Source organism: Clostridium sp. AN503 (assembly GCF_040719375.1).
Taxonomy (GTDB): Bacteria; Bacillota; Clostridia; order Lachnospirales; family Lachnospiraceae; genus Brotaphodocola.
This window is the reverse complement of the sequence record NZ_JBFDTP010000002.1, coordinates 2271102-2293202: the sequence shown is the minus strand read 5'-3', so window position 1 is coordinate 2293202 and position 22101 is coordinate 2271102. Positions and strand designations below refer to the sequence as shown.

The following is a 22101-nucleotide window of genomic DNA, read 5'->3' as shown; positions in this document are numbered from 1 at the left end:
TCATGAGCACGGCAATGGCGGCAGAGGGTGCCGTAAAGGGCGCTGTGGCAATGCCGATGGAATTGGACTGGGGACTGGAACAGGAGGTCGTGAAGATCACAAGGGAAGAGTTTGAGAAAGACAGCCTTCTGACCCTGGGATATCCCAGGACAGCGGCAAAAATGCTTCCTTTCCGGGAGATGTTCCGGAATGCGAGTACCGTATATGTGTACCGTGTTAACAGCGGAGGCTCTAAGGCATCCAATGATTATGCTGAGGCAAGGTACAGCGGAGCGCGTGGGAATGCGGTCAGGCTGGTCATTCAGAAAAATGTGGAGGATGAGAACCTGTTTGATGTGAAGACCATGATGGAGACAATGGTCGTAGACACTCAGACTGTAACTGCGTCATCGGAGTTGAAGGATAATGGTTTTGTTGTGTTCAAGAAGGAGGCCGCGCTTACAGAGACTGCAGGGACACCGCTTGCCGGAGGCGAAGATGGGACCGTGGCAGGGGAGGCGTATCAGAACTTCCTGGATGCGGCAGAACAGAAGACCGTAAATGTCATTGGCTGTCCGGTCAAGGATGAATCAACGGTGAACCTGTTTGTTGCGTATGCAAAGCGGCTCCGTGATGAACTGGGGATTAAGATCCAGGTGGTCGCATACCGGGCATCTAATGCGGACTATGAGGGCGTTATTTCTGTAGAAAACCGTGCTGCCCAGCTGGAGCCGGGACTGGTTTACTGGGTAGCCGGGGCCTCGGCGGCCTGTGCAGTGAATAAGTCGAACACGAACAAGGTTTATGACGGTGAGTATACAGTCAGCGTCGCATATACCCAGACCCAGCTTTCAGATGGGATCAAGGCGGGGAAATTCCTGCTCCACCAGGTGGGGGATGAGGTGCGTGTGCTGCGGGACATCAATACCCTGGTCACGTTCACTGAGGAAAAGAACGCGGACTTCGCGGACAACCAGACCATCCGTGTGCTGGATACGATCGGGAATGGGATCGCATCCCTGTTTGCGGAGCGTTTTATGGGACAGGTACCAAACGACGCTTCCGGGCGGGTCAGCTTATGGAATGAGATGGTGACCTTTTATAAATCCCTGGCGGCGCAGCGGGCGATCGAGGCGGTAGATTCGGAGCGGATCACGGTGGCGGCGGGTGAGAGCCGTCGCTCTGTTGTGGTGAGCGCCCCGGTGCAGCCGATCAGCTGCATGGACCAGCTTTACATGACCGTTGTGATTGAATAGGAAGGAGAGACGAGATATGCAGACAATGAATGCGAAAGACGCGGTGAGCGCCTCCCTGGCGGAATGCTTTGTGACGATCGATGGCAACCGGTATAATTTTATGCAGGCCATCAACCTGGAGGCCAGTATGGAAAAGACGAAGTCAGAGGTCCCGATCCTTGGGAAGACTGGGAAGGGGAACAAGACTACGGGATGGAAAGGGAGCGGATCAGCGACCTTTCACTACAATACCAGCATTTTCCGGCAGCTTCTGTACCGGTATAAGGAGACTGGGGAGGATGTGTATTTTGATATCCAGGTGACTAATGAGGACCCGACCTCCAGTGTGGGGCGTCAGACGATAATCCTGAAAGACTGTAATGTAGATGGAGGGATCCTGGCGAAGTTTGATGCAGATGCAGAGTATCTGGATGAGGACCTGGACTTTACTTTTGAGGACTGGGAGATCCCGGAAACATTTAAGGCACTGCAGGGAATGCTGTAAGAGAAAGAGAGGATAAGGATATATGGGAGACTTGAGCAGGTTTTTGAAAAAGAATAAGGTGATCAAGGAGAATCTGAAGGTCGTGGCGACCAGGAGCCTGACGGATGAGGCGGGAGCTCCGCTCCTGTGGGAGGTAAGACCGCTCACCACAAAGGAGGACAATACGATTCGCGATGAATCCACGATGGATGTACAGGTGACCGGGAAGCCGGGGCTATACAGACCGAAACTAAATACGAACCGATACCTGGCTAAAATGGCTGCGGCCTGTATTGTGTATCCGAATTTAAATGATAGGGAATTGCAGGATTCTTATGGCGTCATGGGGGCGGACCAGCTTTTGGTTGAGATGATTGATGATCCGGGAGAATATAATGAGTTTATAAGCAAGATCCAGGCGTATCATGGGTTCGATCAGGCGTTCCAGGACAAGGTGGATGAAGCAAAAAACTGATCAATGGGGGTGATATGGAGGCAAACATTGCCTACTATTGCCTCCATAAGCTCCACAGATGGCCGCATGAATTCCTAGATCTGGAGGTTCAGGAACAGGCTTATGTGGTGGCAGCGGTGCAGATGAAGATGGAGCAGGAGAGAAAAGAAGGGAAGAAGATGAAAAAGCCGAGGAAAAGGTAGATGTCGGAATGATAAAATGATATAATAACCCTATCAAGTTTAAGGGGGGATACTTAATGGGGTTATTTGGAAAGAAGTATAAAGATATAGATGTTAGAGCTATGTATTATGATGGGGAATTACCTAATTTTATAGCAGACCACGCCTGCAGGATCATATTACAGGAAACGGATTTGATTTTAGCACAGTCAGTCCCCAAAGTTGAGGTTAGATTGGAGCGTAGCAGAGTTCAATCAATTGAGCAATTGCCAGAAGTTGATTATATGCTTAAGTATAAAGGGGCTTCTGGTCGGGTTTATGGAAAAGGCGAAGCGCCCAGAAGCTTTTTCGTGATTCATTATGTTACAAAAAATGGAACTAATCAACATGTAGACTTTTGGGGAACGTCTATGGAAAGCATTAAGATAATGAAGCTGCAACAACGGTTGATTGCAGATCAAAAACCAACAAGTTGTGAAATATGATGAAAGGCACCAGGAGAAATCCAGGTGCCTTTTGTTATACCTAAAAGTTTTGATTTTACGAGGGTGTCATTTTAGTTGAAATCCTCACCCCATAAGATGGAACGATCAATTAAAGAATTAATGCCACTAAAGTATTTATCGGCGGAAAGGTCCATTTTATTAAGAATTTCTTGCCTATAAGCAGAATCCTGTTGTTCGGAAGCCTGAACGAGTTCAGACATATAATATTTTGATTCGATTCTAAAGATTTCATCAAGTGTTGTTATTTTTCTGATTCCAATGAAATCTGAAAGCATGTATGGGGCAAAGTTAAAAGTGTCCAAGCTGTTGATTGCATTTCGCGCGTTTTGATAGTTCTGATTGCTGTAAACGTCTAACACGATTACATGAATACTGGCATATTCATCAGTGAATTGTTTATGGTATCCGTAGAAGTAATCGGTCATGGCATTAGTGTAGGCATCGTAATCAGCTTCCGTTCCGGGAAAAACAAGGGGAAGGGCTTCATCAGCGGATAATCTTTTTCCGTCACGGCCTAAAGGAAAGCCGTCAGGACTAAGCGTGTTTTTCAGCATAATTCCACTGGAATCAAAATAATAATTCGAGTTGTTATCGGATAGCCATGCATCCATTACATATGAGCCGTCATCATTTTGGTATTTCCAATCATTATTGACGGTTTGCCATGAACCGGCCAGTGACGTAATTGTGGGAGAAATTGCAAAAAGTGTTGTCCCTAAAATGATTTTAATAAATATTTTCTTCATAATATTCCCCTCTCTATTCTTTAATTGTATTACATTTCAGGTAAACATTCAAGAATAGTAATTTTAAAATCGTAGTAGAAAGGAGAAAATATGGCAGGTATATCAACCTCTATTCAGATAAATGACCAGATGACACCTGTGCTGAAGTCGATTATTAACTCGATGAATCTCATGGTGAGCAGTTTTTATTCTGCACAAAATGCAACAAGTGCAGCGTTCGATACAGCTTCTATGGTAGCAGCACAGCAGGAGATGGCAAGCGCTTCGGCTGAACTGGCTCGGTATCAGGAGGAGTTGGAGAGGGTCAACAATGTACCGGTTAAGGTGCCGGAGCCGACGTGGACATCGGCATCTACTCCCCAAGTGTTTATGAATGCCGGTATAGAGCGGTTTTCTGCGGAAATGCAGTCAGCAAATCAGATGGCAGAATGCTTGTTTCGTACGCAGCAGCAGATTTCTGCACAGGCTAGGAATATGAACATTACTCCTCCGGGGATGTTAAATGATGTGGCGGCTGTAGAAAACCGTATACAGAGCTTGAGCGTGCGAATTGAAAGTCTGAATAAGATTCCTGTGAATTTGCAGACGGACAAGACAAACGGGGAACTGGAGGGTATGAGGGCGAAGCTTTCGCAGGCACTTGATATTCAGGAGGAGCTTAATCAGGCAATGGGCAGGATGGATATCAGGGCGGCGAATGTGGCATATCAGCAGTTGAATTCTGTTATAGACAGCGCAGAGCGGGGGATTCGTGATAACATTTCAGCTCAGGATCAGTTCAACCAGTCATTGACACGGGGACACGCGGCGGCTACGGGATTGGAACAAATGGTCAAACGTGTAGCAGCAGCCGTTTTGAGTGTGGCAACTGCAGGAAAAATTATTGATGTGGCGGACCAGGTTACACAGACAACGGCAAGGCTTGAGTTGATGAATCAAAGCTTTCAGGAGACAGGAAATCTTCAACAGAGAATTTATGAATCAGCCCAGCGTTCACGTGGAGCATATCAGACTACTGCGGATGCGGTATCAAAATTGGGAATGCAGGCAAGAGGTGCGTTTTCAAATACAGATGAGGTAATTGCATTTGCAGAACAGTTAAACAAAAATTTTGTTATTGCGGGAACCAGTGCACAAGGTGTGGATTCAGTCATGCTTCAGCTTACCCAGTCTATGGCTTCAGGAAAACTTCAGGGCGAGGAGCTGAATGCAGTGTTAGATAACGCGCAGCCAATTGTACAGCATATAGCAGATTATATGGATGTTCCAGTAGGCAAAATTAAAAAACTTGCTTCAGATGGAGCTATTACAGCAGAGGTCATAAAAAATGCAATGTTTGCGGCGGCTGATGAGACAAATGATAAATTCAGCCAGATGCCAGTGACATTCAGCCAAGTGGCTGATAATATCCGCAACCAGGCATTGATGGCGTTTCAGCCGGCACTACAACAGCTAAGCGCAGTAGCACAGACAACGGAATTCCAGAGCATGGTAAATAGTATTACGAATGGGATTCAGATGATGGCGCAGGTTGCAGTGGCTGGACTTGATATAATGGCACAGGCAGCGGCTTGGGTGCAAGAGAACTGGTGGTGGCTTGTTCCTGTAATTTCAGGAGTAGTTGCGGCAATAGTTGCATATAAGGGAGCTGTTATAGCATGTAATATCGTTCAGGGCATAAGCAATGGACTACAAGCAATATCAGCAGCTAGTTCAGCCATAAAAGCAGGAGCAACTTTAATGGAAGCGGCAGCTACGAAAACTGCGACTGGAGCTCAGGTTGGATTTAACATGGCGCTTTTAGCTTGCCCTTTGACCTGGATTGTCGTGGTAATTATGGCAGTGGTGGCGGCAATTGCCATATGGGTAAATCATGTCGGCGGTCTGCGCATTGCATGGCAAATCTGTGTAAATGCTGTCCTTAATGCCGGAAATAGGTTGAAACTTGGAATCATGTTTGTAGGTATGATGGTTCAAAATACTCTAGCTAACATGGAGTATGCCTTTACCGCCGTGAAGGTGGGCATTTTAAATGCCTTAAGCTTGATGAAGGTAGGAGGTCTGATGATAGTCGAGGCATTCCTGAACGGGGTGATCGACCGTATCAATAAGCTGATCGAGTTTGTAAATAATATACCAGGGGTATCAATTGAGGCAATCGGGCATGTGGAACTGGCTGCCGGCGCTGCCGTGGAGGAACAGGCTAAGATGCAGCAACGCGCATCGGATCTTGCAGCAATGAAAGAAGAAAACTCAGCAGCGCAAAAGGCAAGGAAGCAGGAATATATTTGGCAGAAGCTTCAGGCAGATGCAGCGAAGGACCAGATGGATTGGGAAGTTCGGCAACTCCAAAAGGAAGGAAAGAGTAGTGCAGCGGATGTGGCGGCAGCAGATTCCTATAACCCGGCAGTCACGGCTTATGACGATTTAGTGGGTAACACCGGCAACACCGCCGGCAACACCGCCCGCATGGCCGACTCTATGGACATGGCCGAGGAGGACTTACAGTCCATGCGCGACATGGCGGAGGCGGAGGTCATCAACCGCTTCACCACGGCGGAGCTGACCGTCAACATGGGCGGCATCACCAACCAGGTGAACAGCCAGATGGATTTAGACGGCATCAATAGCTACCTGGAGACCTCTATCTTTGAAGTGCTGGAGACAGCCGCCGAGGGGGTGTATTAGATGGCATACCAATTATACCTTGGAGACGTGCTGTTCCCGGTGGCGCCCTCCAAGCTGAAGATGAAGATCAACGGGAAAAATAAGACGATGGACTTAATCAGCGGGCAGGAGATCAACATCCTGAACCCGGCCGGGCTGACGGAGATCGATCTTGACCTCCTCCTTCCGGCCTCCCGGTATCCGTTTGCGGATTATGAGGACGGCTTTGAGATGCCGGACTATTACCTGGAGGAGCTGGAGCAGATGAAGCTTGGGAAGCGTCCGGTCCGGTTCATCGTGATCAGGGAGTCCCCCGCGGGGGATTCCTTTTTTGATACCAACATGGCGGTCTCCCTGGAGGACTACACGGTCACGGAGGACGCCAAAGAGGGCATGGATGTGACGGTGTCAGTCAGCTTAAAGCAGTACGTCCATTACGGCGTACAGCAGGTGACGGTTCAGGTAAAGGAAGAGGAACCGGATACGGCGGACGTGTCCGTGGAGGAGGAGCGGGAGGCTGCGAGCGCACCGGAGCCGTCTTCTTACACGGTCCGGGACGGGGACTGCCTGTGGAACATTGCAAAACGGTGTCTGGGGGATGGGAACCGCTGGCCGGAGATCTATGAGCTGAACCGGGATAAAGTCAGTAACCCCAACGTGATCCGCGAGGGGCAGGTCCTGACGATGCCGGGATGATGGAGGTGGAAAAATGATCGAGATCATGATCGAACATGAGGGAAAGCTGTTCCGCCCCGTGGCCTGCGGGACGGCAGCCTGGAGCCTGGAACGGCAGGGAAGCCCCGGGAAGCTGACGTTTTCAGTCCTGTGGGATGGGACGGCCCTGTTTACGGAAGGGGACCGGGTATGCCTGCACTGCAACGGGACCGGGATCTTTTACGGGTTCATCTTCGAGAGGAAGACCGGGAAGGACCGGGTGGTCAGCGTGACCGCATATGACCAGCTGCGGTATTTAAAGAACAAGGACACATACCGTTATGAAAATAAGACGGCCACGGAGGTGATCCGCATGATCGCCGCGGACTTTAACCTGTCCGTAGGGGAACTGGCGGACACCGGGTTTGTGATCGGGAGCCGGTCGGATCCGGACAAGACGCTGTTTGACATCATCCTGAACGCCCTGACGCTCTCCATGAATGCCACAAAGCAGATGTACGTGCTGTATGACAGTTATGGGAAGCTGACCCTTAAAAATGTGGGGGACATGAAGCTGGACCTTCTGATCTGCGACAGGACGGCGGAGGATTATGATTACAGTACCAGCATTGACGGGGAGACCTACAACCAGGTGAAGGTGAGCATTGACAATGAGGAGACGGGGAAACGGGATATCTATATGGCAAAGCATACGGAAAACATCAATGCCTGGGGCGTCCTCCAGTATTACCACAAGGGGGAGAAGGGGGATGACGGCCAGTCCCTGGCGGATACGATGCTGGCAAAATATAACCACAAGACAAAGAAGCTGTCTATCAAGAATGCCCTGGGGGATGTCCGGGTCCGGCCCGGCTGCCTGATGCCGGTGGTGATGGACCTGGGAGACACGAAGCTGAGCCATTACATGATGGTGGAGAAAGCTGCCCACCAGTTCGACGGGGAGCTCCACACCATGGACTTGACACTGAGAGGATGTGATTTTATTGCCTGACTGGGTTGACGGGATGCGCCGGATCGCCATGAACGCTTATGAGAACAGCCAGCCCTGTGACGTCTGCTTTGGCACGGTCCAGTCGCCGGAGCCGCTGGAGGTGGGCATTGAGGAGCTGAAGCTGACGGTCGGGCGGATGCAGATGGTGGTGCCGGATTATCTGACGGACCGCACCGTGCCGGTGACGGTAGGCGGGGAGAGCGGCACAGCAGTCATCCCCGGGGCCTTAAAGGCCGGGGACCGGGTGGTGCTTTTGCGGAAATCCGGCGGGCAGAGGTATATCGTGATCGGAAAGGAGGGATAGGATGCTGCCAAAATCAACAGGGACCGTGGTGCCGGTCTCACTCAGGGAAAAGGAGCGGACGTCCCGGACCTACGGGATCGTGCGGGAGACAGGACGGATCAGCGGGTCTGTGGACAGCCTGGAGGCTGTCCGGCAGGCGGTGTACTGTATCCTGAACACGGAACGGTATGACCATCTGATCTTCAGCTGGAATTACGGGGTGGAGCTGAAGGATTTATATGGCCGCCCGGCGCCGTTTGTAAAGAGTGAGGTGAAGCGGAGGATCCGGGAGGCGCTCCTGCAGGATAAACGGGTCCGGGACGTGGGCGGGTTTGTGTTCCGCCAGGAGCGTGGGCTTTTGAAGGTTTCTTTTACAGTCCATTCCACCCTGGGGGATTTTCAGATGGATAAGGAGGTGGCAGTCTGATGTACGGGGACATTACATACGAAAAGATCCTTGGGAGGATGCTGGAGCGGATCCCCGGGGACCTGGATAAACGGGAGGGATCGGTGATCTTTGACGCCCTGGCGCCGGCGGCGGTGGAGCTCCAGAATGCCTATATCGGGCTTGGCTGGACCCTGGACCAGATGTTTGCGGGGACGGCCGTGAGGGAGTCGCTCATCCGGCGCTGCGCGGAGTGGGGGATCAGCCCGCACCCGGCAACGAAAGCGGCGCTGAAGGGCGTCTTTAACATGGACATTGAGCTGGGGGCTAGGTTCTCACTGGAGACGCTGAACTACACGGCGGTGGAGCGGCTGGATGCAGGGGTCTACCGGATGGAATGCGAGACGGCGGGCACGGCAGGGAACAAGCTGCTTGGAAAGTTGGTGCCGATCGGCTTTATCCAGGGGCTGACCCGGGCGGAGCTTACGGAGGTGCTTGAGGAGGGCAGCGATGAGGAGCCCACGGAGGCGCTGCTGGAGCGGTTCCTTTTGAAGGTGCAGAAGCCATCCACCAGCGGGAACCGGTATGATTATTACAACTGGGCGGTCGGGTGCCCTGGCGTGGGGGCGGCAAAGGTCTTCCCGCTGGCGGATGGGCCGGGGACGGTGAAGGTGGTGGTGGCCAATGCAAACCGCTCTGCGGCGGGGGAGGAGTTGCTCCGTCTGGTGGCAGATACCATTGAGGAGCTGCGGCCCATCGGCGCGGATGTGTCGGTGGTATCAGCGGCAGAGAAACGGATCGCCGTCTCTGCAAAGGTGAAGATTAAGAACGGGGTGAACCTTGGGACGGTGCAGGCGGCATTTGCGGCAGCGCTCACGGAGTTTCTGCAGGACCATGCATTTGACATCGCCTATGTGAGCCTTGCCAGGGTGGGGAACCTCCTGCTAAACGTGGCAGGGGTGGAGGATTTTACGGAGCTTCTGTTAAATGGGCAGGCGGGCAATGTAGCGCTTGCGGATGAGGAGATCGCGGTGGCCGGTACGGTGAGTCTGGGGGTGATGTAGGTGGAGATCGGCAGATTTGTGGAGAAACTCAATAAGGTGGATGGGAATGTCTACGTGATCGAGGAGGAGGCGCACCTGACGGACGGCGTCTATGAGGCGGCGCTGGAGCATGACAATATCAACCCGGCGACGCTGGCGGTTTTTACGGGGCCGAAGCTGACCGGGGAGCGGGTACAGAGCTATGCGCTCTCCACGCCGAGCCTGACGCCCTGGAAGAAGGTGATCCGGGTGTATGCGGATGTGCCGGTGGTATTTATCAGCTATGAGACGGATGGGGATACGGTCGAGGCGGAGGATATCAACCGGGTGCAGGAGGATATCGTCCGGACGCAGGAGGAAGTGAATGCAGAATCCGGGAGGGCAAAAGAAGCAGAGGAGCAGCTGGAGGAAGATCTGGCGGCGGAGGCGGCCCAGGCGAGAGCAGCGGAGGAAGCGAATGCCCGCGATATAGCTGCGGAGACCAGCCGGGCGGAGGGCGCAGAGAAAGTCCTTACGGACAGCCTGGCTTCAGAGGCAGCGAGAGCCAAAGCAGCTGAACATGCGCTTTTAGACGATCTGGGGAATGAGACCGCCAGGGCCCAGACCGCAGAAAAAGCGCTTACTGGCAACCTGGCGGCAGAGATCACCCGGTCAAAGGGGGCAGAGAAGATACTGACAGATAGTCTTTCTGCAGAGACTACCCGGGCAACGGCAGCGGAGAAGGCCAATGCAGACAGTATTGCTTCCGAGCGTACCAGGGCGTTGGCTAAGGAAGCAGAATTACAGGGAAATGTTGATGCACATGTTTCGACCGTTGCTGGAGAAGCTGCAGGCATTAGAGGCGGCAGACACGGCACTGGATGAAAAGAAAGCAGACACGGCGACAGTCAATCAGGAGCTGGGGAACCGTTACACGAAAGACCAGGTATTCACAAAGCAGGAGGTGCTGCAGAAGATCGGGGACCTGATCGGTTCAGCGCCGGATACCCTGGATACCTTCAAAGAGATCGCGGACGCGTTGGGGAATGATCCGAACTTTGCTGCGACGATCATGAATGAGCTGGCTGGGAAGGTGGACAAGGTCTCAGGGAAGCAGCTGACATCCAATGACTATTCAGACAGTGAAAAGGCAGTTGTTGCGGATGTGAACGCAAAGAAGCATACCCACAGCAATAAATCCGTGATTGATAAGATCACACAGGGATTACTGGATAACTGGAGTGCAGCTTATACCCATATCAGTGATGCAGTGAAGCATATCACCGCTGCGGAACGGACAAGCTGGACAGATGCTTATAATAAGCGGCATGAGCATGGGAATAAAACGGTGATCGATAAAGTCACCCAGGCCATGTTGGATAAGCTGTCCGGGATCGCAACAGGGGCAGAGGTCAATGTGCAGGCGGACTGGAGCGTAACAGATGAGGCTTCAGATGCGTTTATCAAGAACCGGCCATCGGTATACCCTCCCTCATCTCACACGCACAGTAAGGTGCAGATCCCGGATTTTCCCACATCGATGCCGGCATCGGATGTAGCAGCCTGGGCGAAAGCGGCCAGCAAACCGACATATGGCTGGACAGAGATCACAGGGAAACCAGCCGCCTTTGCTCCGTCATCCCACACCCATACCAAAAGCCAGATCAGTGACATGCCCACAAAGCTGTCGCAGTTTACAAACGATCCGGGATACATTACCCAGGCGGATGTGGATACAAGCCAGAACCATACCCATGCCAACAAAGCGGTCCTGGATAAGCTGACCCAGGCCATGCTGGACAAACTGGCTGGGATCGCAGAAGGCGCGAATAAATATGTGCACCCCACCACATCCGGAAATAAACACATCCCGGCAGGAGGCACAAGCGGCCAGTTCTTAAAATGGTCCGCCGATGGCACAGCCGTGTGGGCGGCGGATAACAATACGACATATTCGACGTTCAAGGCAGCGACTGCGGCTACAGCCGGTGGGGCCGGCCTTGTCCCGGCACCGGCGGCCGGGGCACAGGCGAAGTACTTAAGAGGGGATGGCACATGGGCAGCCCCGGAGGGCATGACCTATACCCATCCCAACAGCGGCGTGACGGCGGGGACTTACCGGAGCGTCACAGTCAATGCCCAGGGCCATGTGACAGCGGGGACGAACCCCACGACCCTGGCGGGATACGGGATCACGGATGCGGCAGCAAAGAGCCACAACCATGACGGTACCTATCTGAAAAAAGGCGCCATGACCTGGGCTGACTTTAAGGGAGGTGGCTGATCATGTACGGGAAGGTTTCTTATGGGCTGTTAAACTATGCGCAGGAGAGCGCATCGGGAGGCAGTAGTGCAGATGATCATTTTGTGGATCTGACCCGATATGTGCCTCCGTTTCTGGCACAGATCCGGGAGCTTGCGGAGATCTACCGGACGGAAGGGTATGAGGCAGGGCAGCTAAAGCATGATCTGGAAGACCTGCTGGACCAGTGCTTTATCTTTACGGCGACCTGGGGGCTGGTGCTGTGGGAGCAGATGTATGGGGTTGACACGAACCTGGCGTTATCTTATGAACAGCGCAGGGAGATCCTTATGGCAAGGCTCAGGGGGCAGGGGACCACCACAAGGAAGATGATCCAGGAAACGGCGGCTGCATTTTCCGGAGGCGAGGTGCAGGTGATCGAGGACAACCCCCATTCCCATTTCATCATAAGGTTTGTGGGAGTGAAAGGGATCCCCCGCAATATGCAGGCGTTCATTGGGATGCTGGAAGAGATTAAGCCCGCGCATCTGTCCTATGAGTTTCAATACACATACACAGTCTGGGATAACCTGTCTGGATTTACCTGGGATGGATTGTCCGGACGGACGTTTGAGGATGTCAGGGTGATGGAAGGAGTATGAGATGCAGACAACAGGGATTTATAAATTGAAAAAGCCGGAAGGGACAGACGTGGTCAATGTTGATGATTTTAATGACAATGCGGATATCCTGGACCGGGAACTGAAAAAAGTGAATGACCGGGTGGATGTGGTGAAGGGGATCAAGGCGATTGCCCTCCCGGCATCCGGCTGGAGCGGCACAGCCCCATACACGCAGACAGTCAGTGTAGCCGGTGTGACGGCGGAGGATGCGCCGGTGATCGGCATCCTGATCGCCGAGGGCACCACGGCAGCGAATGTGAAGCTGCAGAACAAAGCCTGGGCCTGCGTGGACCGGGCCGTGACCGGGGCAGGGACGATCACGTTCTATTGTTATAATAAGAAACCGGGGAATGATTTTACAGTGAATGTGAAGGGGGTGTAGGAGATGGCGGAGAGTATCATCCAGAAGGCTGGAGGCGGTGCTGCATCGGATGAGTGTACGGCGGGGAAGGCACAGGTTCTTGCCGGGTATACAGCGGTGACGAAGGATTCCGGGGATGAGCCGGCGGCGGGGACGATGGCGTCCAACGGAAGTATGGACGCTTCACTCAATTGCGGACAGAGCAAGAAAATCCCAGCAGGTTATACGCCGGGTGGGACTGTCACGGCCAACAGCCTTGCCAGTCAGACCGGCGGCGCGACCGCGGAAGATAAGTATGTGTTAAACGGCAAGACCTACTGGAAGGACGGCGTAAAGCGGACCGGGGGCATGACGGTCGCATCCGTAGCGTCTTTTAGCGTAGCCGCCTATTCCACATCTCAGGTGCTCGCCACATGGAAGAACCCGTCCAGGGGCCCATACAGCGGTGTTGCGATCTGTGCGAAGACAGGCGGCTATCCGGCGAATATCAATGACGGAAGAGTGTATACCGGCGTTGGAAGCAACAGCGCGGTAAACGGGACCAGCTCGCAGATCATTGGTGGTCTGGCGGCGGGGACGACTTATTATTTCCGCATCTGGGTTTACTGTACATGCAGTGCAGGGGATCAGTACAGCGGGTATCTGCAGGCAACGTGCAAGGTCACTGCGCATGGGCGGCAGGCGTTTACTGCATCGGGGACGTTTACGGTACCGGCAGGAGTAAGAGTTATTAATATCCATTGTACTGGTGGCGGAGGCGGTGGTGACACCTCAACCGTCAGCGCTTTGAGCGGAGGTGGGGGAGGTTATACAGCTTACAAAAGCGGAATATCTGTTATGCCGGGGCAGAAAATAGATGTTGTTGTTGGAGCTGGAGGTGATGCAGGACTTTCTGGAGGGACTTCCCAGGCAGATAGCAATAGTATAACGTTAGTAGAGGCTCATGGAGGAAATGCAAGATACTATACGAATTACAATCCACCAAAATGGATGTATGTTCAAAGATATGGTGGATCAGGAGGTGGCGCACCTGGAGACGGGTACTCCAGCGGTCGAGAGCAATATGAGGCAGCTGGTGCTGGTGGCTCTGATGGAAGCCATGGATATGATAGCTTTTATGTTACAACACCTTCGAGCGCCGGGAACCATACTGCGGGTGGTTCTATGGCAGGAGGTGGACAAAAGACAACAACGCGTGAATTTGGGACAGGAACTCTGTATTCTGGCGGTGGAGGCGGAGGATACAATGGTAATGGCGGATCAAGCATACAAGCACCAGGAGGAGCCGGAGGCGGAGGGCATGGGGCAGCACGCGGCAACAATTGGAATGCCAGTGACGGTTCCGCTGGAACAGGCGGCGGCGGAGGTGGATGTTCTCCGGGAAAAACTAATGGTTATGCAGGAAACGGCGGTTCCGGCAACGTCATCATCACATGGTAAGGAAGGAGAACGATATGATAGTACATGAAGTGTTTGCCCAGGTATTCGAGGGCGAGGTAAAAAATGTAATGGTCTGTGAGAATTATCCAACAGCGGATTATCTCACCAAATGCACCTACGGCCCGGAGGCCTTCGCGGTGGATTGCCTGCAGTACCGTTGCAGCGCAGGAGATAAATACCACGACGGGTTCTTCTGGCATGTGGATCCGGAAACTGGAGAGGAGAAACAGGTCCCGTATGTGCCAACACAGGAACAGCAGGTAGCAGCACTGACAGCAGAGAATATGGAATTGACCCTGGCAATGGCAGAAGTGATCGGAGGTGGCTTAGATGCTTAGTAATATCCAGAAGAACATTATTATCAAGGCAGCGAGAATCCGTATGGAACGCGGTGAAGAACTGGAGGAGATCCTGAGTTCTTACCCGCGGCTGACTGCTGCGGAAAAGGCGGAGATCCTGGCAGAGATCCAGAGCTTCTGATAATGGTAATTATCCAATCCATACCATCATGTTTTACTTGATCTTATGCGTTTCCCGCCAGATGCTTTTGTCATCAAGACCCTGAAACGCTATATTTTAAGCCATTCCTGTTTCCGTATAATTACCATTATGGGAAGGAGACAAAATGGCAGAATGCGTATTGATGAAATCAGGCGTCGGAGCGGATCTGGATGTTGTGACGGCAGCCGCTGCAGATGTAGTGGCACCGAAAGTGATCGTCGGACCGGATGGCGAACCGGTGACCGGCACCATGGTTGACCGAGGGAACTGGAATTCTACTGAGCTGGCAGCTGGGGCATCGGTAACGATCCCTGCGGGCAGGCATGGAGGCAGCGGGAAGGTAACTGTAAAGAGCCTGGCAGCACAGACTGGAGGGGCAACAGCTACGGATCAGTATGTAAAGAGTGGTATGACCTATTGGAAGGATGGTGTGAAGCGGACTGGTACGATGACAGTATCCAGTGTCGTATCTTTTAGTGTTGCCCCTTATTCTACCTCACAGGTGATAGCAACCTGGAAGAACCCGGGTAAGGGGCCATATGGACATTTTACAATAGGGGCTAAAAAGGGACGATATCCGACCAGTGCAGCTGACAGTGATAAGGTTTGGTCAGGTGCTGGATCAAATTCAGCATTAAATGCCCAGAATTCAGCCATTGTCAGTGGGCTGGAGGCTGGGCAGTTGTATTATCTCTCTATCTGGACGGAGTGTGACTGTTCGGGTGGCTGGATGACATCGTCACCATTGCATGCAACCTGCACGCCGACTGCTCATGGCCGGGCAGCATTCACTTCAAGCGGGATGTGGACAGTGCCGGCGGGGGTGAGGAGCATTAATATCCATTGTACTGGTGGTGGTTCAGCCGGTAAACCCGGAATTCACGCCTCGCTTAATAGGGGGAATGCAGGCGGAGGGGGAGGCGGAGGATGTACGTCGTATAAAAACGGTATTTCTGTTTCACCTGGACAGAATATCGTTTTTATTGTTGGAGCGGGTCTGGCCTGGAATGTAAGTAATGGGGAAGAAACAGGCGCTTCAAGCGCATCATTAAATGGAAGTGTTTTAGTGAAAGCAGATGGCGCTCATGGTGGTCGCAACTGGACACAAACAGGAGTGATATATTATGGAGGGTACGGAGCTTCTGATGGAGGTGATGGGGCTGGTGGCGGCTATAATGGAAGGTGGGGTATTGGTCCTGAACCAGGAGGTTCTAATGGTGGGGGCCAACAGCAAGCAACAACAACTCGTGAATTTGGTTCAGGTACACTTTATGGAGCTGGTGGAGGTGGCGGTGGCGTAGATGTATACCACAGCGGATCTGAATCAACAGTGCATAAAGATGGAGCAGCCGGAGGAGCTGGAGGAGGAGGAAAAGGCGCAAATTATAATCAGATTGGTGCAAATGCGACTGCAGGTTCTGGTTCTGGAGGTGGCGGTGGTAGTTATGGAGGCACAGGATCCAGCGCAAAGGAGGGTGGTGCAGGTGGTTCTGGCAACGTCATTATTGCATGGTAGTTTCATGATCTTCTGATAATAAGAATTATCAGGAGGCAAAACAGCGTAAAATCAACTTTTTTCGGCATAAACAATAGAAATATCGCCCTCAAAATGTATCAGAAACTAAAAAAGCACAATGGGAACTTCCCTATAATTCTTATTATCGGAGGTAAAGAAATGGCAGAATGTATCTTAATGAAAGCCGGGAGCGGTACAGGCTCTGATGAATGCACAGCAACCAAAGGGAATGTACTCGCTGGAAAAACAGCGGTGACATCCGACAGTGACGACGAGGCAGTTGCAGGGACAATGCCCAACAAAGGTGCATGGACCTCCCGGATTGGCGTAAATGGAAAGGCAGTGATCCCGGCAGGGTACCATAATGGTACAGGCTATGTGGATCAGGCCATCACGAACCGAGGCGCGGTAAGCGCATCTTTGGGTATCAATGGTACATATAAGATCCCGGAGGGGTATCACAACGGAGCCGGTAAGGTAACACAGAGCATTGCCACCATGGGAGCACAGACCGTAACACCGGGAAATAGCCAGAAGGTGGTATCCTGCTCTGGGAAGTACATGACCGGGAATGTGACAGTGCAGGCGGTGAGCAACCTCATTGCAGCGAATATTAAGAAAGGGGTGGTTGTAGGCGGGGTGACTGGGACATGGGAAGGGTATGTGGCAAATCCGACTGACATTTACAATAATGGTGCTACGTATTACGGAGTCACTACTAACAGCGGGAAGATGGAATCAAACTCGATAACGCTACCTGGTCAGGTTAATTCGGGAGCTGGTATTAACAGAAATTATATTTATACAACATCAAGCATAAATTTAACGGGATATACGGGTATCGCTGTGGAAACAGTGAATGCTAATCCGGATTTTGCTCGTGGTGGTATTAGAATTTTTAGAGGATCAAATTCATCTACTGCAGGAAATCTATTGGGGAGGAAAGGCGGTTCATCGTCTTCGAGTACCCCAATTGAGTTGGGGCATGGTGGCAACAAAGTAACAGTATACATACCTTTTACAGAAAATCACAATGTAGTTGATACAATTGGTGTGGGGTTCGATTTATACAGTGGTTCATCAATACAGCATTTTTACAGAGTTTGGCTATATTAACGCAACTAAAAAATTACAATAACCCGCCGCTTTTCATGCGGCTTAATTTATTTCACAAAAAGAAAGAGAGGACAAGACTATGAGTATCAAACACAAATCAGAAACCCCAACCACCCCCTACGGCCCGGCCACCGGCATCCCGACCCCGGAGCCAAAGAACGAGGCACTGAAGAAAGGCACGGGCCACGAATACACCAGCGACACCACCCCCGGCACCAGCAGGATCGTACAGCCCGGGCATATCCCTGGCGGCCCTGGTCATGCAGCCTGTGACCATGAATAAGAGAGAAAGGTGAGGTAGATGAAAAAAATGCGATTTGTAGATAAGTACAATGCGATTGTTGGAAGTCTGGTGGCAGTCGCCACGGCACTGTTGGGAGCATACTGGTATGTGTTTGCCGGATATCTTTTGCTGAATGTCCTGGATTGGGGGACCGGCTGGTATAAGGCGAGAAAAAAGAAAGAGGAGTCCAGCTACATCGGGCTGCGGGGAATCTTAAAAAAGGTCGGCTACTGGGTGATCATCCTGGTAGCTTTTTTGATGCCTGATCTGCTCATTGGACTGGGCAGGGATGTCCTTGGCATCAATCTGGATTTTTTAATGCTGTTTGGCTGGTTCACACTGGCATGTCTGCTGGTCAATGAGATCCGGAGTGTGCTGGAGAATCTGGTGGAGTGTGGTTATAACGTACCGGCATTCCTTATCAAAGGCCTGGCAGTGACAGAGAAGCTGCTGGAGGTGCAGACGGAAGACCGGACGAAGTGAGTCTGATCTGGCGCAACACGTTGCGACCATCGCAACAAGCCATAACATCACAACTACATCACAACCCTGGCGGGCAGTAACAACCTGTCCGCCTTTCTCATATCATAATAGAAAAGAGGAAAAACAAAATGAGAGACATCACCTTATGCCACCCGCGCTTACAGACACTGGCATCAGAATTCATGGCAGAATGCAGCCGCCAGGGCCTGAAGATCGCCATCGGCGAAACCCTGCGCACTGTAGCAGAGCAGGACGCCCTGTACGCCCAGGGCCGCACCAAACCCGGCAATATCGTCACCAATGCCCCCGGCAGCAGCTACAGCTCCTACCACCAGTGGGGCACGGCTTTCGACATCTACCGCAACAACGGCGCCGGTGCCTACAACGAATCCGGCAACTTCTTCGGCCGGGCCGGAGCCATCGGCACAGCCCTGGGCCTGGAATGGGGAGGCAACTGGAAGTCCATCGTGGACAAGCCCCACTTCCAGCTCCCGGACTGGGGCAGCAGCACATCGGGCATCAAGAAGCTGTACTCCAACCCGGCCGAGTTCATGCGCACCTGGGAGCCGGAGGAGACCCGGACCGGCTGGATCAAGACCCCGCGCGGCTGGTGGTACCGGTACGCGGACGGCGCTTACCCGGCAAACAAATGGCTGACGATCAACCATCACTGGTACCTGTTCAACCCGGATGGCTACATGTGCACCGGCTGGCACCGCTGGAACGGCAGCGTATGCGACCCGGCAGATGGGACCGGCGACTGGTACTTCCTGGACAACACCGTGGACGGGCCGCGGGAAGGAGCCTGCTGGCATTCCCGCGAGAATGGGGCGCAGGAGATCTGGTATGTGGAATGAAAAAATGCACAAGTCCATAAGTAGTATTTTGTGCAAAGAGACGAAGTGGAAAAATATTTTCTGGGCGTTTAGTTAATCAAATTGATATTTTCATAATAAAGAAATATTACATTAAATTATAACTATGCTTTGCGTTATGTTTATTATGGTGATTTGCTGTAAATTTCTTTGTCAACAAAATCGTTATTTGGTGAACTAAACGCCTTAAAACCGTAGGTTCATGGGGTATTGCAATCAATTTTTAGGTGTGTTATGATGCATTTACAGTTAAAAAGATTGCCCGTTATTTCCCGCTGAGTTATGATATGATGTGAGCGGGTAGAGGTGAATGGACATATTTATTTGCTGGAGATGGAGGATTTACCTTTAAGGTAGAATGAAAGCAATCAATGAACATTGAGAAAAGAATATGGTATAGCTGAAAAAGTACAAAAATGCTTATCCGCGGGTTTTGAAAATTTGCAGTGTAGTGTTTCTGGTGGTAAAATGGACGTATGTAAAAGACGAGTTGCCCCTATTCATCGACGGGCAACTCAATAAGACTTTTATAGACATGGGTGAGTTCGCAACCAAGTTTCATACAATCAAAGTTAAGATTAATAAACATGAAGAATGCTCCAATATTTGAGCCAATATCTTCTATAGTTTCCGGGGAGCACTCATTAATCCGTTGATATGCATCTAAAACAATCTCTAAATGTCTTACTAACTGTTTGGACAAGGAAGTGTAACTCGGACTAATATTGTTATCAATATATAGGTGATTTAAAAATTCATAACAGGATGTAATTTTTTTGAAAAGCACTAATAATTCCTGCTCATCGCTAAGAACAATAGTGTTTTTAAAGCCTACTTCTTCCTGAACGTTTTTGTAGTTGCTTTTACCAACCAAATAATCTATTGTAACATGAAAATAATCAGATATTTTTATCAGTGTTCCAATATTTGGTTCATTTATGCCTTGCTCGTAAGAGGCTATGGTGGTTTTAGCAATACCTATTTTATCAGCAAGAGCAGCTTGGGTAAGATTATTTTCTAATCGCAAAGATTTAAGCCGTTCATTAATCATAGAATCAACCTCCATGTTTATATTATACACCATGTGAGCTTAAATGTACATTAAAAATGTTTTTGCTATTGACAATACATAAAAAGTATATTACATTAAAACAAGTACACGAAAACCGTATAAGAAAGGAGAAGATACATGAAACGTGTAACGGTGATTCTTGATGAAGCCACTCATAAAGCTGCCAAAATTAGAGCAGTGATGCAGGACAAATCCTTTATGCAGTATGTGATAGACCTTATCAAGCAAGATTTAGCAACAAAAAAAGAGCAGTCACGGTAAGTTTGCCGACCAACGTGATTGCTCAGAGATTAGGAAATAGGGTATCCCTATGCCTATAGGCAAATCATACCCTATTTTCTCTGAATTGTCAAATTTAAAGAAGGAGAAAATCAGATGAATGAATTAACAGTGACAGAGTACAAGAATATCAGGGTTTTGACAACTCAACAACTTGCAGAGGCGTATGAGAGCAATACAGATACTATTACGAAGAATTTTAATCGGAACAAAGGACGGTACGTAGAGGGAAAGCATTATATTTGTTTAAAGGGGCAGAAGTTGAAAGATTTTCGAGCAAACGGACAGATTGACCTTTTGCCAAATATCAATACTTTATATCTCTGGACGCAGAAAGGTGCTTTCCTCCATGCCAAGTCTTTAAATACTGATGTAGCATGGGATGTTTATGACAGATTGGTAGACCACTATTTTGATAGTCAGGAGAAGAGGGAGATTCCACAGAAAGAGAAATCCTCGTCTGAGCGTTTGGCCAGTGTTAATAACGCTGTAAAGATTCTCACCCCGCTTCTGGAGAAAGCCGGATGTAACAGCAAAATCCAGCTCCTCACTGCAAAGCAGCTTTACGAGAAAGCGCAGGTATTTCTTCCGGTAGAAATCGAATCGGACAAACGTTACTGGGATACGGTACATATCGCGCGGCAGGCGGGCATCTGCTATAAATCATCCGGTAAACCTGCGGACAAAGCCATCAACGAGATTATCCGGCGGATTGGCATCACGGAAGCAGATTATACTGATACCTGGGAGTCCAAAGGCAAATGGCAGGGAACCGTTCGGAAGTATTCGGATGAGGTCATCGAGAGGGTGATCTGCTGGCTTGCCGACAATGACTATCCGACTGACATTGAGTATCATCAGACAGATGGTCAGATGAAAGCCTACCACGTTACTTACAAGAATCAGGAGGTAGCATGATGACATCTCCATATGAGAAGAACAGGACAATGCAGTTGATAGGACATCAGCACTCAGCAGAGGCTTTTTGGCGAAATGAGCAGGTACGCGAGGAAGTGAGAGAGATAGCAGAAGGGAGACCATATTCCTTCACGCTGGATGCAGCAGCTGATATCTTCATGTTGGGGTATATTCATGGCAAGCGTGCCGAGCGAGCCGTAAGGAAAAAAATTGGATAGGCTCAACAATTAGAACACCCCTCAGATGAAGGGTGTTCTTCTTTGTGTGGTCGATGACAACGTTTTGACCACCATGAATAAATTTGTCTAGGTTATCTTTGATTTCTGTATAATATAATAAGTTTTTCAGTTTCCTCCAAAGTCCTTATTTTAAAAGACAGTAAGTTGCGCTATAATACAAGAGAGAATAAAATAGTTTTTGATTTCTGCAAACGGCGAATGTCGAGGTGGTAATAATGATGCGGAATTGTGGTTTGAAAGGAAAATAGATGGGTTCAACCACAAGATATAGTGGTTTTTGGCGAAAAATCGAGGGAAAAATCGGGCAAAAAATGGCCGTTTTTGACCCCGATTTTTTGGCCTTTTCATAGATGTGAGACGGGGAAAAGAGGATATAGGGTGAAATTTCAGGTCAGCCAGATCAAAAATGGCTGGCCTTTTTTTAGTTTGCGCGCCATGGGCGCGCTCTAAGGGGTGTAAGTCCCCAACATGCCCAGGTAGTGGG

Annotated in this window: 28 protein-coding genes; 26 read left to right on the top strand and 2 right to left on the bottom strand. The window is 50.6% G+C overall.

What is annotated here, in order from left to right; genetic code table 11:
* Positions 1-2 precede the first annotated feature (2 nt).
* From AB1I67_RS17980 to AB1I67_RS17960, 5 genes are read left to right on the top strand one after another with little or no spacing between them, the layout of a single operon-like run.
* Positions 3-1235 (top strand): phage tail sheath family protein, encoded by a 1233-nt coding sequence (locus AB1I67_RS17980; RefSeq protein WP_367031406.1) that lies wholly within the window; start codon positions 3-5, stop codon positions 1233-1235.
* 16 nt (positions 1236-1251) lie between these two features.
* Complete coding sequence (locus tag AB1I67_RS17975; protein WP_367031405.1) at positions 1252-1719, top strand: phage tail tube protein; 468 nt, start codon at positions 1252-1254, stop codon at positions 1717-1719.
* 43 nt (positions 1720-1762) lie between these two features.
* The gene (locus AB1I67_RS17970; protein ID WP_367031404.1) at positions 1763-2173 is read left to right on the top strand and encodes a hypothetical protein; all 411 of its coding nucleotides are present in this window, start codon (positions 1763-1765) and stop codon (positions 2171-2173) included.
* A gap of 14 nt (positions 2174-2187) precedes the next feature.
* Complete coding sequence (locus AB1I67_RS17965) at positions 2188-2355, top strand: hypothetical protein (RefSeq protein ID WP_367031403.1); 168 nt, start codon at positions 2188-2190, stop codon at positions 2353-2355.
* Positions 2356-2411: 56 nt separating this feature from the next.
* On the top strand, positions 2412-2819 hold the full coding sequence (locus AB1I67_RS17960; protein WP_367031401.1) for a hypothetical protein: 408 nt from the start codon (positions 2412-2414) through the stop codon (positions 2817-2819).
* A gap of 71 nt (positions 2820-2890) precedes the next feature.
* Here the strand turns inward: AB1I67_RS17960 and AB1I67_RS17955 are convergent, their stop codons facing one another.
* Positions 2891-3586, bottom strand: coding sequence for a hypothetical protein (locus tag AB1I67_RS17955; RefSeq protein WP_367031400.1), 696 nt, complete (start codon positions 3584-3586; stop codon positions 2891-2893).
* A 90-nt stretch (positions 3587-3676) separates the two neighbouring features.
* On the opposite strand from AB1I67_RS17955, the gene AB1I67_RS17950 reads away from it, so the two are divergent.
* The 18 genes from AB1I67_RS17950 to AB1I67_RS17865 all read left to right on the top strand — a co-directional run bounded on the left by AB1I67_RS17950 (position 3677) and on the right by AB1I67_RS17865 (position 19091).
* The gene (locus tag AB1I67_RS17950; RefSeq protein ID WP_367031398.1) at positions 3677-6274 is read left to right on the top strand and encodes a tape measure protein; all 2598 of its coding nucleotides are present in this window, start codon (positions 3677-3679) and stop codon (positions 6272-6274) included.
* Positions 6275-6949: a LysM peptidoglycan-binding domain-containing protein gene (locus AB1I67_RS17945; protein WP_367031396.1), complete on the top strand. Its 675-nt coding sequence runs from the start codon at positions 6275-6277 to the stop codon at positions 6947-6949.
* A 13-nt stretch (positions 6950-6962) separates the two neighbouring features.
* Positions 6963-7919: a hydrolase gene (locus AB1I67_RS17940; protein ID WP_367031394.1), complete on the top strand. Its 957-nt coding sequence runs from the start codon at positions 6963-6965 to the stop codon at positions 7917-7919.
* On the top strand, positions 7912-8223 hold the full coding sequence (locus AB1I67_RS17935; RefSeq protein ID WP_367031393.1) for a DUF2577 domain-containing protein: 312 nt from the start codon (positions 7912-7914) through the stop codon (positions 8221-8223). Before AB1I67_RS17940 ends, AB1I67_RS17935 begins: the two co-directional genes overlap by 8 nt.
* A 1-nt stretch (position 8224) precedes the next feature.
* Positions 8225-8629: a DUF2634 domain-containing protein gene (locus AB1I67_RS17930; RefSeq protein WP_367031391.1), complete on the top strand. Its 405-nt coding sequence runs from the start codon at positions 8225-8227 to the stop codon at positions 8627-8629.
* On the top strand, positions 8629-9651 hold the full coding sequence (locus tag AB1I67_RS17925) for a baseplate J/gp47 family protein (RefSeq protein ID WP_367031389.1): 1023 nt from the start codon (positions 8629-8631) through the stop codon (positions 9649-9651). The genes AB1I67_RS17930 and AB1I67_RS17925 overlap by 1 nt, the downstream gene beginning before the upstream one ends.
* Positions 9652-10494: a hypothetical protein gene (locus tag AB1I67_RS17920; protein ID WP_367031387.1), complete on the top strand. Its 843-nt coding sequence runs from the start codon at positions 9652-9654 to the stop codon at positions 10492-10494.
* Entirely contained in the window at positions 10433-11893 is a 1461-nt protein-coding gene (locus tag AB1I67_RS17915) for a hypothetical protein (RefSeq protein WP_367031386.1), read from the top strand. Before AB1I67_RS17920 ends, AB1I67_RS17915 begins: the two co-directional genes overlap by 62 nt.
* Positions 11894-11895: 2 nt before the next feature.
* Positions 11896-12513, top strand: a complete 618-nt coding sequence (locus tag AB1I67_RS17910) for a YmfQ family protein (protein WP_367031385.1) — start codon at positions 11896-11898, stop codon at positions 12511-12513.
* A 1-nt stretch (position 12514) separates the two neighbouring features.
* On the top strand, positions 12515-12916 hold the full coding sequence (locus AB1I67_RS17905) for a hypothetical protein (RefSeq protein ID WP_367031384.1): 402 nt from the start codon (positions 12515-12517) through the stop codon (positions 12914-12916).
* 3 nt (positions 12917-12919) lie between these two features.
* The gene (locus AB1I67_RS17900; protein ID WP_367031382.1) at positions 12920-14335 is read left to right on the top strand and encodes a glycine-rich domain-containing protein; all 1416 of its coding nucleotides are present in this window, start codon (positions 12920-12922) and stop codon (positions 14333-14335) included.
* A 14-nt stretch (positions 14336-14349) separates the two neighbouring features.
* The gene (locus tag AB1I67_RS17895) at positions 14350-14673 is read left to right on the top strand and encodes a hypothetical protein (protein ID WP_367028323.1); all 324 of its coding nucleotides are present in this window, start codon (positions 14350-14352) and stop codon (positions 14671-14673) included.
* Positions 14666-14815: a hypothetical protein gene (locus AB1I67_RS17890; RefSeq protein ID WP_367031380.1), complete on the top strand. Its 150-nt coding sequence runs from the start codon at positions 14666-14668 to the stop codon at positions 14813-14815. The genes AB1I67_RS17895 and AB1I67_RS17890 overlap by 8 nt, the downstream gene beginning before the upstream one ends.
* 145 nt (positions 14816-14960) lie before the next feature.
* Positions 14961-16352 (top strand): hypothetical protein, encoded by a 1392-nt coding sequence (locus AB1I67_RS17885; protein ID WP_367031379.1) that lies wholly within the window; start codon positions 14961-14963, stop codon positions 16350-16352.
* Between the two features lie 159 nt (positions 16353-16511).
* The gene (locus AB1I67_RS17880; protein WP_367031377.1) at positions 16512-17468 is read left to right on the top strand and encodes a hypothetical protein; all 957 of its coding nucleotides are present in this window, start codon (positions 16512-16514) and stop codon (positions 17466-17468) included.
* Between the two features lie 79 nt (positions 17469-17547).
* Positions 17548-17751, top strand: a complete 204-nt coding sequence (locus AB1I67_RS17875) for a hypothetical protein (RefSeq protein ID WP_367028319.1) — start codon at positions 17548-17550, stop codon at positions 17749-17751.
* A gap of 18 nt (positions 17752-17769) precedes the next feature.
* Positions 17770-18234: a phage holin family protein gene (locus tag AB1I67_RS17870; protein ID WP_367028318.1), complete on the top strand. Its 465-nt coding sequence runs from the start codon at positions 17770-17772 to the stop codon at positions 18232-18234.
* Between the two features lie 128 nt (positions 18235-18362).
* Entirely contained in the window at positions 18363-19091 is a 729-nt protein-coding gene (locus AB1I67_RS17865; protein ID WP_367031375.1) for a M15 family metallopeptidase, read from the top strand.
* 514 nt (positions 19092-19605) lie between these two features.
* Here AB1I67_RS17865 and AB1I67_RS17860 read toward each other — a convergent pair.
* Entirely contained in the window at positions 19606-20160 is a 555-nt protein-coding gene (locus AB1I67_RS17860) for a helix-turn-helix transcriptional regulator (protein WP_367031373.1), read from the bottom strand.
* Positions 20161-20298: 138 nt separating this feature from the next.
* Between AB1I67_RS17860 and AB1I67_RS17855 the strand changes: the two genes are divergently transcribed.
* The 3 genes from AB1I67_RS17855 (at position 20299) to AB1I67_RS17845 (ending at position 21596) form a co-directional block, all read left to right on the top strand.
* Positions 20299-20442: a hypothetical protein gene (locus tag AB1I67_RS17855; RefSeq protein ID WP_367031371.1), complete on the top strand. Its 144-nt coding sequence runs from the start codon at positions 20299-20301 to the stop codon at positions 20440-20442.
* A gap of 114 nt (positions 20443-20556) precedes the next feature.
* Positions 20557-21378 carry an ORF6N domain-containing protein gene (locus AB1I67_RS17850; protein WP_367031370.1) on the top strand — a complete coding sequence of 274 codons (822 nt, stop codon included), beginning with the start codon at positions 20557-20559 and terminating at the stop codon, positions 21376-21378.
* Positions 21375-21596 carry a hypothetical protein gene (locus tag AB1I67_RS17845; RefSeq protein ID WP_367031368.1) on the top strand — a complete coding sequence of 74 codons (222 nt, stop codon included), beginning with the start codon at positions 21375-21377 and terminating at the stop codon, positions 21594-21596. Before AB1I67_RS17850 ends, AB1I67_RS17845 begins: the two co-directional genes overlap by 4 nt.
* Positions 21597-22101: the final 505 nt, after the last annotated feature.